A 12,111-nucleotide genomic window follows, 5' to 3' on the forward strand; every position below is an offset into this window, starting at 1 on the left:
GCCGGACCGTCATAATCTTTCCGGGCCGCGCCGCCCGTGACACGATAATTCCATTGGAGGCGCCCGTCACCGGCCGTCGCGATCACGAAGCCGGTGTTGCCGCCGCTGTTCCAATCTTTGTTGGAAACGAACGACGGATCGGCGGTCCAGGTCTTGATATTGGCCCAGAACGAAACGGTGAAGTCGGTGTTGGTTCCGAACTTCAACAGTTCGGGCATCCCGAGCGTGACATAATTGAACGAAGATCCATCTTTCTTCGAGTTCACGACCAGCGCGCCCGTTCCAATCTTGCCCGGACCGATGGACACGGCGCCGACGGCGGCGCCGTGAAGGTTATTGCCCGACGAGTCTTTCAAATCCGAGTCGAACGTCAGATGAACCGCGAGGTCGTCCGTCAAGGCCGGGGAATCGAAACTCACGCCGGCTGATCCACGGACATACACTTTTTGGACTTCCGTCGCGTCCAACGCTCGGCGCCAGATGGCCACTTCATCAATTAACCCGTTATCGACGCCGACCGCGCCGCCGTCCGTGTATTTGCCTGTGCCGTCCTGGCCGATGTTGATCGGCAATCCAGAATCAATCGTGCCCGTGCTCGCTCCAATCGCTGACGTATTCACCAGTTTTCCGTCGAGGTAAGCTTTGGCGTCTCCGTTGCGCGCGAAGCTCACCACGACGTGGTGCCAGCCACCGCCCGTGAACGCTCCTGCCGGACCGTCATAATCTTTCCGGGCCGCGCCGCCCGTGACACGATAATTCCATTGGAGGCGCCCGTCACCGGCCGTCGCGATCACGAAGCCGGTGTTGCCGCCGCTGTTCCAATCTTTGTTGGAAACGAACGACGGATCGGCGGTCCAGGTCTTGTAATTCGCCCAGAATGACACTGTGAAGTCCGTGTTCGTGCCGAACTTCAAAACGTCGGGCGTTCCCAGAGTGACATAGTTAAACGATGTGCCGTCCTTTTTGGACGTCACGGATAAGGCGCCCGAACCGACTTTGCCAGCGGCGAACGTCGGTGAGCCGACGGCCGTGCCGTTGATGTTGTTGCCGGACGCGTCCTTCAAATCGCCGTCGAACTTGAGATACACCGCGAGGCCGTCGGTGATTCTCGCAGGGGCCGTGGCGGGCGGATTGACCGTGACCACCGCCGCCTGGCTGGTCACCGTGCCTGCGGAATTGGTGACATCGACCGTGTAGCTGCCGCTGTCCGTTACTTGTGCGTTGCTCAAGTTCAGGGTTTGCTGAGTTGCGCCGGCGATATTTTGGCCGCCCTTTTTCCATTGATAAGCAAGCGGCGCTGTGCCGCTGGCAGCAACGGTCAAGGTCACGCTTGCGCCCGCGGTCACGGTCGCTCCTTGAGGTTGCGTCGCAATCGCAGGCGCCACGGCCGGAGGCGGCGCTTCTCCTGCCGAAACCAGGATGTTGTCGATGGCCCACCACCAGTTGTTGCCGGCGTCGAGGTATCCGAAGGTAATGACCATGCTCTTGGCTCCCGCGGGATTGCGTAGCGGCACAGACACCGTTTCGTTGACCGCGTCGTTATGGAAGTTGGGGCTGGTTTCGACCGATTCCCAGCGCAGCACTTCCATGGGCGCGGCGCCGTCGTAACTGACGCGAACGTTGGCCTTCTGCGCCGGCTCGTCGCGCCAACTGGAATCGAACTGCAGCACCAGAGTATTGGCCGCCTGGCCGGTGATGTCGATCGGGCGCGTGCTGAGGAACGCGTTCATCGTTCCCGAAGCGCGCGGAAGGTCGTCCCATTCGTCACCATCCGCAATCGCGACGGCGCCGACGCCTTTCGTGAATTGGGAGCGCTGTTGATCGCCAGCGGTGCTCGCCCACCAGGCGCGGTCGGCGAAACTCCACCCCGCCCATTCTTTCACGCCGTCATTGTCCGTTCCGGCGCCGGGCACTCCGGCGTCGTTGACAATCCAGCCCGAAGGCGGCGTCTTGGTCCAAACCTTGGGTTTGGCGCCGCCGCTGCCCGTGGTGATCCCTTCCTCCACGTTCGGCCCAAGAGTCAAACCTTCGAAGTTTTCGGCAAACAGCGGCGGGCGCTCGGCCTTCACCACGATGTTATCGATGGCCCAGAACCAATTGTTCCCCGCGTCCGTCAGGCCGAACGAGATCACCATGGTCTTGGCGTTCGCCGGATTGTTCAGTTTCAAATCCAACGTTTCGTTGGTCTTGTCGTCCGAGGTTTCCTTGTAAACCAGCACGTCAACCGCCGCTCCCCCGTCGTAGGACACGGAGATCGTGGCGGTTTGATTACCCTCCGGACGCCAGCTCGAATTGAGGCGAAGCACCGCCGAATTCGGTTTGATGCCCGCGAGCGAGATGGGCGGCGTCTTGAGGAAGGAGTTGAAAGTGCCCAGGCTGCTGGCCGGCGCGCGATCATCCCATTCGTCCGGATCGGCAATGGCCGCCGCCCCGCTGGCTTTCGTGAATTCGGAGCGTCTTTGGTCTCCAGCCGTCGCGGCCCACCATTTGGCGTCGGCAAAACTCCAGCCTTTCCATTCGGTCACGCCGGACGAGGGATCATCAATGCCGGCCATCATCGAGTCATCGATCGTCCACCCTGCCGGCGGCTTCTTCGTCCAGACCTTCGCGCCAAACAAGGCTTCGTTGACGTTCGTGCTCAAAGCCAGGCTGTCGAAATTCTCGGAGAAAAGGATCGTGCCCCCCAGATTGGGAATGACATTCAGGTCCACGGCTGTGCTCGTGGCTTTGCCGCCGGGGTTGCTGACCTCGACACTGTACGAACCGGCGTCGGCGAGGGTGGTGGACGCAATAGAAAATTGGGCTCGGGTCGCGCCCGAAATCGCGGCCTTCCCGGTGGGCGCCGCTTTGAACCACTGATACGAAAGCGAGTCGCCTTCGGCCGCGACAGTTAAGGTTGCCGACTGGCCAGCCGTAACTTCGAGCGACCGGGGTTCCTGGGTGATTCTCGGCGGCTTGACTCCGACGTTGACAATCAAGTTGTCGAACGCCCACCACCAGTCGTTCCCCGCGTTGGTCATTCCGAAAGTCAGCACCATTTGTTTGGCGCCGGGGGGATTCTTGGCATCGACGATCACGGTCTCGTTTTGCGCGTCGCGCTTGTAAGTCGGGCTTTTCGGGTCGGAATCGTATTTGAAGATTTGGACGGCGGGACCGCCGTCGTACGACACCATCACCGTCGCGGTCTGATTGTTGGTCTGCTGGCCGTCCGGACCCGCGTCATCCATGCCTTCCGGGCGCCAGCTTGAATCGAAGCGCACGAAAATGGAGTTGGCGGCGGCTCCGGTAATGGGAATGGCTGGCGTGCTCAGGAAGGAATTGAAATAACCTACCGTTCGGACGGGGGCGCCGCGATCATCCCATTCGTCCGGGTCGGCAATGGCGACGGTGTTCCTGGCCAGTGTGAACAGGGACCGCGTTTGATCGTCCGCCCGAATCCAGAATTCCCGATTGGCGAAGCTCCAACCTTCCCACTCGGTTCGTCCCACATCGGGATCGTCCTTTCCAGGCATTTTGCTGTCATCAATCTTCCAACCGGTCGGTGGCGTCTTGGTCCAGACGGCGGGCGTGCCGGCCAATTCATCCACACTGTCTTCCAACTTCAGTCCATCGAAGTCTTCGTAGAAGATGACGATGTCGAACTGATGCGAAGCGGTCTGCGCCCCTTTCAGGCTGTCCGTGTAGCTGAGTTCGATCGTGTGCCTGGAGGGGATAGCGAAATCGACGCCTGTTTTGCGAACAGTCACCAGCTTGCCGCTGCGGCTGATGGAAGGCGCGGTCACGGCGGCGCCGTCCAGCTTGAGCGTGATCGAACTGTCCTGAACGGTGGTATCTCCGAGATTCAGGACAAATCCAATGTCGGTGCCCTTGGGCGCGAAGGCGGTGAGCGGAATGGCTTGTTCGATGTAAGAAGGCACCGGCGGCAAATCTTTCGGAATGCCTGCCGCCACGGGCCCACCCAGCGCCAGCATTTGTGCTTTGCTCAACGCGACATCGCGCAGTTGGATGCTGTTGACGTAGCCCACTGTGGTCTGATCATTGTCGTCCGCGAACAAGGGGGCGTTGCTCCCCGGCGCGAAGGCCCAGCGGCCATCCAAGGAATCGGTCGGTTGAACGCCGACCTGCACCCCATTGATGTATTTTGAAATGGTCTTGGCTTGAGCATCCACGACGAACGCAATGCGGTACCACGTGTTCGTCAAAAGCTTTCCGGCGAACTGCCCGCCCACGCCGAGCCCGCCGTTGGCCCCAATGAAGAGGTCCGAGTCCGGATTGAACAGTCCGCCATCGGTGTCAATGATCGCGCGGACTTTCGCCTCCGACTCGGCTGGAAACAAAATGTCGAGAATCAGGGTCCATTGGTTGACGAAGCTGCCACCTCCATTCGCCGCCTTTGGCGTGGGCATCGCGAACCCCATGCCTGGGCCGGCGGCGGGGAATTTCATGACTTGCGCGGCGGTGCCTCCGATGTCTGGAATGCCGAATGACGTGGTGGTTCCGAATTTCGTCTGCTGAGCCGTGGCGGCTCCTGCTCCATCGAGGTACTGAAGCGCCGTGCCGGCGGTCGCCGAAAGGTCGCTCTTATCAAAATCCCATTGCCCGGAGGGTTGGGCATGCACCGAGGCGCAAAGCAAGGCCGAGGCGATGGCCGGCACCAGGAGGGAACGCAATGGAGGGTGTTGAAGTTTCATAGGATTGTTCGTTTCAGGTTTCGTCACTTGTTGCTTCTTTGAAATTGCAGCACCTGTTGCGCGCTTTGATCGCCGCTGCTGGCCTGGTCCGCCAGCGCCTGGTTCACCGCCAGCATCGAGCGGGAGGCGATGTCTCGCTGCGATGCCGTCAGATCCGAGCGGCCCGACAGGCTTTGCAGCGCAAACAACGCTTTCGCGAAATCCTTTCCGCCAAGCGCGGCCACCGCGTCGTCCACCAACTTCTTGGATTCCGGGCTGGCGCCTTTGAAGACCTCCTGCAAACTCGCGGGCGCCTGATCGATCGCGAGAGGTTTCGGCGGCGCGGCTTCTCGGCTGCAACCGCAAATAAGGACAACGGCGGCGCACAGTGCCAGGAAGATTTTCCAGGAAAAGGCCCATGAACCCGTCGCCGGTAGGGCGAGTCCGTCCCGGCGAGCCGCTCGACGTGCTTGGAACACGTCCGGATCGGCTCGCTGGGGACAGGCTCGCCCTACCTGCTTGCGGTTCATGGAATGAGCGGTCACTTAGAATCGGGGCTGCTCCCTGGGCTCTTCGCCAGTGTACCAGCGGTAATCGACGCCTTTGTAGTCTTTGAACTTAATGCCGGAGACATTGCCTCCGACCCAGATGGTGTTGCAAACGCGGCCATGCCGCCACCATTCCCACTCGAAGCGGAAGCCATTGTAGAGGGAGCGTCCCAGGCCGCCGCTGCCGGGCGGATTGCCAATCCACTGCTCCAGCACTTGAGTCTTCCCCGGGAACAAACCGATGCTGTCGTCGGGCCCTTCCATTTTTTGTTCGGCGGCGTCCTGGCAGAAGATTGTGGTTTGCGGGCTTTTGTAGCTGCTGACCTTGAGAAAACCGGATCCGGCGGCGGCGCTGTACGGCGTGATGAGGTTGCCAGGCATGCCGTAGGTGGAATTCCGCCAAAACTCTTTCGGATAGTAGCGATTGTCGTCGTGCCATTCATCGACGGTCTTGGCGCTCGGACACCCGAACACTTCCTTCGTGCCGCCGTAATAGTCCCAATACCCGATGGCCCAATACGCATATTGATGCTCTTTCGGCAGAATGGCGGTGGTGCGCGGATTCAAGGTCCACTGCCCGTCGTTTGGGATCGACCCGTTCAGATGAAAGAACGAGTTGTTGTTATCGTCGGCGTACATCGACGCGGCCAGACCGATCTGTTTCAAATTGCCCGTGCACTTCGCGCGGCGGCCTTGTTCTTTGGCCTTGCTCAGCGCCGGCAGGAGCATTCCGGCAAGGATGGCGATGATGGCGATGACGACCAGCAGTTCGATCAAGGTGAAACCGCTTTTCTCGTTTCGGGCGAGCGTTGGCAGAGCCGGGGCAGGTTTCGGTTGGAACATCATCAGCGAGTGCTGTGACACGGAAATTACGAGACATGCGTTGCGCCAGATTTGGCTTGGGGCGAGGCGCGAGGAGGGAGCATACCCCGAAGTGGGTCTGGGACCGACGAGCCACGAAGCCCAAAGACAAATCTGGCGCAACCCGCAGGGCGGCCGTCCTTTTCGACGTGGACTTCGTTGCTCACGCCTAACAGACCCCTGCAGGTATGCTCGGCGTTCGCGCCTCGCCCACGCCAAAAATTCCGCGCCGCGCATGTAGCGTAATTTCCGTGTCATAGCACTTGCCTGGTTTCGTTTGCTGCGCGGCTATTTATGCCTGGGGTCCGCGGTGAGCGCCAGCTAAAAATCGGTGACGATTGTTACGGAATCGCGGCTGTGGCTAAGTTAAATGAGTTGAATCGTTAAATGAGTTAAAGAGGCGATTGGAGACGGCAAATGGCTGCGTCCTGCTTTGTCCTGGCAGATAGCCGCGAGCCAACTCGGCGAAGGCCGACGATTGCTCGGCCACCCAACGCTCGTCGCGACCCAGCTCTTTCGCCATCAGCGCGGCGACGTGCGGCGCGGCCTCGAGACTCGCTCGCGCATCCAAGATCAGCGCGCGCGTGCGCCGGGCCAGCACGTCCTCGACCGTGCGAGCCATCTCATGGCGGACCGCCCACACGACTTCCCCCAACGTGTAGGGGAGCCTGGGATGCAGCGCCTGATTCCAGTCCGAATGCTCCTGGAGCAAAGCCTGCACCATGCCGAGGTCGGCGCCATATGCGCGCCAGTGTGAATCATCGCGCGCTTCCTCGGACCAGCCGTGCAACTTCAATTCGCGCGTTCGAGGCGGCGCCTTCTTCAGACCGCCGACTTCCGCCGCCAACGCGACGGCAGCTTCGCCCATCTTCCGATACGTCGTCCATTTTCCACCGGTGATGGTGATCAGGCCTGATGAAGACACGCTCAAAGCATACCCGCGGGAGATTTCGGAAGTGTTCCGTTTCCGGCCTGTGGCCGCCAGCGGTCTCAATCCGGCAAACGCGCTGAGAATGTCTCGGCGAGTCGGAGTTTTCGTCAAGTAACGCGACGCGTGTTGCAGCAGGAATTCAATTTCCTCGTCGAGCGGCCGTGGTTCCAATCCGGCTTCCGCGACCGCCGTGTCCGTCGTGCCGACGACGACGCGATTCAACCAGGGGATCGCAAACAGCACGCGACCGTCGTCTGTTTCCGGAATCATCAGCGCGCTGTCGCCAGGCAGGAACGATTTGTCGAGCACCACGTGAGCACCCTGGCTCAACGTAACCAGCGGCCGGGAATCCGCGGCGTCGAGGTGGCGCATGGCGTCGGCGAAAACGCCCGTGGCGTTGATCACGGCGCGGGCCCGAATCTCAAATTCGTTGCCGCTCTCCTCGTCCCAAGCCGCCACACCGCACACGCGGCCCGGGCTTTTCAATAGCGAGACGACCCGCACGTAGTTGGCGCCTGTCCCGCCCAGATCAGCCAGCGTCCGCAGCAAACAAACCGCAAGCCGCGCGTCGTCGAATTGTCCGTCGAGATATCGGACGCCGCCGCGCAGGCCTTCTGGGCGCAACGTCGGCAGCAACTGCAATGTTTCTTCACGAGAAATGAGCTTCGAGGGCCCCAAACTCAGGCGGCCAGCCAACAGATCATAGAGCTTCAGCCCGGCTCCGTAGTACGCGGCGTCCAGCCGGCGATGGTTTGGCACAACGAAGGTTCGGGAACGAACCAGGTGCGGCGCGTTGCGAAACAGCAAGCCGCGCTCGATCAACGATTCGCGCACCAGGGAGACATTAGCCTGCCGCAAATAGCGAATTCCGCCATGAATGAGTTTGGTGCTGCGGCTGGAGGTCGCCTTTGCAAAGTCGTTTTGTTCGAGCAACAGCGTGCGGTAGCCGCGTGCCGCCGCATCCACGGCCGTGCCCAATCCTGTGGCGCCGCCGCCGATGACGATCACGTCCCAGCCGCGGGCCGATTCCTGCGCAGCGGCGAGCGCTTCTGAACGCGTCATGATGGATTCTGCAACGGAAGTTGAGTTCAACAGGAGCAAACAGAGGCCACAGAGAACAAGGCCTCGCTGCGAAGTCCGGGTCTCGATTTAAGTTTGCGGTTTCTCTGTTGGCTCCGCTACCTCCTGTTGAGAATCAAATCCGCCGGCTTGGAGCTATCGGCTTTCCCAATCTTTGGCGCGGTCAAGGGCTTTAGCCCATCCTACCGCCAGCTTGGCTCTGAGAGCGGGTTTCATGCGGGGACGGAATTGTTGGTCGCGCTGCCACTGCCCGGCAATCGCGGTTTCGTTCTTCCAGTAACCCACCGCCAACCCGGCAAGATAAGCCGCGCCGAGCGCGGTCGTCTCCGAAACTCTCGGGCGCACGACCGGCACGCCGAGCAAGTCGGCCTGAAATTGCATCAGCAAATTGTTGCGCGCCGCTCCGCCGTCCGCGCGCAATTCTTTCAAACGAATTCCGGAATCCGATTCCATGGCGGCCAGAACGTCCCGCACCTGGAACGCGATGCCTTCGAGCGCGGCCCTTGCAATGTGCCGCGCGTTCGCGCCGCGCGTGAGGCCGAGAATCGCGCCGCGGGCGTACTGATCCCAGTGCGGCGCGCCCAGACCCGCAAAGGCCGGCACCAGATAAATCCCGCCCGCATCCGGCACTTGAGCCGCCAGCGCTTCGACGTCCGAGGACGAACGGATGATGCCCAAACCGTCGCGCAGCCATTGCACGACCGCGCCTGCGATAAAGATGCTGCCCTCCAGCGCGTATTCGGTCCGGTCGCCAATCTTCCACGCCACGGTCGTCAGAAGATTGTTCTTGGATGCGACCGGCTTGGTCCCGGTGTTCATGAGCATGAAGCAGCCGGTGCCATAGGTGTTCTTGACCATGCCGGGCTTGGTGCAGGCTTGGCCGAAGAGCGCGGCCTGCTGATCGCCCGCGATGCCGGCAATCGGGGTGCGCTCGCTCAGCAACTCGGTCTCGCCATAGACTTCGCTGGAGCTGCGCACTTCCGGGAGCATTGCGCGCGGCACGCCGAAGATTTTCAGCAACTCCTCATCCCATTCGCCGGTCTTGATGTTGAAGAGCATCGTGCGCGAGGCGTTGGTGACGTCGGTCACGTGCCGCCTCCCGCCGGTCAAGTTCCAGACCAGCCAGGTGTCCACGGTCCCGAACGCCAGGGCGCCAGCCTTCGCCTTTTCGCGGGCGCCTTTCACATGATTGAGCAGCCACTGCAGTTTGGTCCCGGAAAAATAGGCGTCGATGACGAGCCCGGTCTTTTTGCGGATGAGCGGTTCGAGCCGTTTTGCCTTGAGCCGATCGCACAGCGCGGCCGTGCGGCGGTCTTGCCAGACGATGGCGTTGGCGATCGGTTTGCCGGTGCTGCGATCCCAGACCACGGTGGTTTCGCGCTGGTTGGTGATGCCGATCGCCGCGATGTCGCGGCCGGTCAAATGCGCATTGGCCAGCGCTTCCACGGCGACGCCCGCCTGCGTGGACCAGATGTCCGCGGGATTGTGTTCCACCCAACCGGGCTGTGGAAACAACTGAGGAAATTCCTTTTGAGCGACGGATTTGATCGAACCGGACTGATCAAAGACAATCGCCCGAGAACTGGTGGTGCCTTGGTCGAGGGCCAGGATGTATTTCACGGTCCCGTATGTATAGCGTTTTGCGGACGCTTCAACCTCAAAACCGCAGAGGAACCAGACGGTAGGGCGAGCCTGTCCCCAGCGAGCCGAGTCGGACGTGTTCCACGCACGTCGAACTCGGCTCGCCTGGACGGACTCGCCCTGCCGGGTTCATGAGCCGAGTGCAGGTCCGAAAGGAACAGGACGTTTTCCACGATGGCGTTGGCTCGGCAGGAGCCTCGCCCCGCCTGACGGAGGGAATACAATTCTGCTGCGCTACGAGCAATGAGGCGGGCCGCATCAATCAGGCATCATCGCTTTGCGCGCTCGGCGCCGGGCCTTGGGGTAGGTTGTGACGCGCGGCGCCGCGGGGTCGGCCTTTCCTCCAAAGGTCCGTTTCAACTCGCGGATCTGATCGCGGAGCAGCGCCGCCTTCTCGAACTCCAGATTGTTCGCCGCCGCGAGCATTTCCTCCTCGAGTTCGCGAATTGTTTCCGTCACGTCAAAATTTCCGCCCGCATCCTGAATCACGGCCGCCGCCCGGCTTTCCTTTTGCGAGGAGAGGCCTTCCTCGACCGGACGGCTCACGCTGCGCGGCGTGATGTTGTTCGCCTGATTGTAGGCAAGCTGCTTCTGGCGTCGATACTCGGAAGTCGCGAGAAACTTCTGGATGCTCTGCGTCTTCACGTCCGCATACAGAATCACCTCGCCGTGCAGATGGCGCGCGGCGCGGCCGGCGGTTTGAATCAGGCTGGTCGTGGACCGCAAATAGCCTTCTTTGTCCGCGTCGAGGATTGCCACGAGCGAGACTTCGGGAAGGTCCAATCCTTCGCGAAGCAAGTTGATCCCCACCAGCACGTCGAATTCGCCCTTGCGCAACGCCCGCAAAATCTCCACGCGCTCAATCGCGTCGATCTCGCTGTGCAGATAGCGGACATTGATCCCGATGTCGCGGAGGTAATCGGTCAGTTCCTCAGCCGTGCGTTTGGTGAGCGTCGTGACCAGGACACGTTCCTTCGCCTCGACGCGTTTCCGGGCTTCATGGATCAAATCATCGATTTGACCTTTCAGAGGTTTCAAGGTCACCGTCGGATCGACCAAACCGGTCGGTCGCACGATTTGCTCCGCGATCTGGCCCTTGGACCAGCCGATCTCCTTGGGGCCGGGCGTGGCGCTCACGTAAATGGTCTGGTTCTGCGTTTGCTGGAATTCCTGAAAGTTCAACGGCCGGTTGTCCAGCGCGCTGGGCAGACGGAACCCATGCTCCACCAGAACCGTTTTGCGCGAACGGTCCCCTTCGTACATCCCGCCGATCTGCGGCACCGTGGCGTGCGATTCGTCAATGACGAGCAAATAGTCCGAAGGAAAAAAGTCGAAGAGCGTGCAAGGCCGCGAGCCGGGCGCCCGTCCGCTCAGATGCCGCGAATAATTTTCGATCCCGGAGCAAAAGCCCATTTCCAGCATCATCTCCAGGTCGTATTCAGTCCGCATTTTCAGCCGCTGCGCTTCGAGGAGCTTGCCCCGGGCTTCAAACCACGCGATCCGTTCCGTCAGTTCCTCGCGGATGCCCAGCACCGCGCGCTTGATCTTGTCCATGGGCGTGACGAACTGTTTGCCGGGATAAACCGTGATGGCTTGCAAGGCGTCCAGCTTCCGGCCCGTGAGCGGCTCGAAGCGCGTCAGGCGATCGATCTGGTCTCCGAAAAACTCCACGCGAATCGCGTCCTCCGCATACGCGGGGCAGAGTTCGACCGTGTCCCCGCGCACCCGGAAATGGCCGCGGCTGAAATCCACGTCGTTGCGGCTGTATTGGAGATCGACCAAGCGGCTCAGGAACTGGTCGCGCGTGATCTCCTGCCCGATCCGCAACGGGATGACCATGGCCTCGTAATCTTCTTTGCTGCCGATGCCGTAAATGCAGGAAACGCTCGCCACGACGATGACGTCCCGCCTCGAAAACAGCGAATTCATCGTCGAGAGCCGGAGGCGTTCGATCTCTTCGTTGATGCTCGAATCCTTCTCGATGTAGGTGTCCGTGCGCGGGATGTAAGCCTCCGGCTGGTAGTAATCAAAGTAACTGACGAAGTATTCGACGGCGTTATTGGGAAACAAACTTTTGAACTCCGCGTAAAGCTGGGCGGCGAGAGTTTTGTTGTGGGAGATGACGAGCGTGGACCGGTTCACGTTGCGCACGACGTTGGCAATGGTGAACGTCTTGCCGGACCCGGTCACGCCGACGAGCGTTTGATGTTTCGCTCGGGAGAACAGGCCGTCGGTCAATCGGGCGATGGCCTGGGGCTGATCCCCGGCGGGTTGGTAAGGCGCGGCCAATTCGAACATCGGCGGCGAACTTACGAGCGGGTCCGGCGAGTGTCAACCGAGGCAGTCAGAATGATCGGACCAGGGAAGCTCCTTGCCAACC

Annotated in this window: 5 protein-coding genes; all 5 read right to left on the bottom strand. The window is 61.0% G+C overall.

All coding sequences use genetic code 11. The annotated features are described in order from the left end of the window. Positions 1–5,090 (bottom strand): hypothetical protein (locus tag FJ398_20050; protein ID MBM3840212.1); only part of this gene is annotated, 5,090 nt, incomplete at its 3' end. Between the two features lie 125 nt (positions 5,091–5,215). After that, positions 5,216–6,061, bottom strand: coding sequence for a prepilin-type N-terminal cleavage/methylation domain-containing protein (locus FJ398_20055; protein ID MBM3840213.1), 846 nt, complete (start codon positions 6,059–6,061; stop codon positions 5,216–5,218). A gap of 379 nt (positions 6,062–6,440) precedes the next feature. Next, a complete protein-coding gene (locus tag FJ398_20060; GenBank protein MBM3840214.1) occupies positions 6,441–8,072 on the bottom strand; it encodes a glycerol-3-phosphate dehydrogenase/oxidase in 1,632 nt (543 codons plus the stop codon). 153 nt (positions 8,073–8,225) lie between these two features. After that, positions 8,226–9,710 (bottom strand): glycerol kinase GlpK, encoded by a 1,485-nt coding sequence (gene glpK / locus FJ398_20065; GenBank protein MBM3840215.1) that lies wholly within the window; start codon positions 9,708–9,710, stop codon positions 8,226–8,228. A gap of 279 nt (positions 9,711–9,989) precedes the next feature. Continuing rightward, positions 9,990–12,029 carry an excinuclease ABC subunit UvrB gene (gene uvrB, locus FJ398_20070; GenBank protein ID MBM3840216.1) on the bottom strand — a complete coding sequence of 680 codons (2,040 nt, stop codon included), beginning with the start codon at positions 12,027–12,029 and terminating at the stop codon, positions 9,990–9,992. Positions 12,030–12,111 lie beyond the last annotated feature (82 nt).

Source organism: Verrucomicrobiota bacterium (assembly GCA_016871535.1).
Classification (GTDB): Bacteria; Verrucomicrobiota; Verrucomicrobiia; order Limisphaerales; family SIBE01; genus VHCZ01.

What these genes read in the sequence shown, in the direction of transcription:
- FJ398_20060 (MBM3840214.1), bottom strand. Translation starts at nt 8,072, where the DNA reads ATGACGCGTTCAGAAGCGCTCGCCGCTGCGCAGGAATCGGCCCGCGGC.
- FJ398_20055 (MBM3840213.1), bottom strand. Translation starts at nt 6,061, where the DNA reads ATGTTCCAACCGAAACCTGCCCCGGCTCTGCCAACGCTCGCCCGAAAC.
- uvrB (MBM3840216.1), bottom strand. Translation starts at nt 12,029, where the DNA reads ATGTTCGAATTGGCCGCGCCTTACCAACCCGCCGGGGATCAGCCCCAG.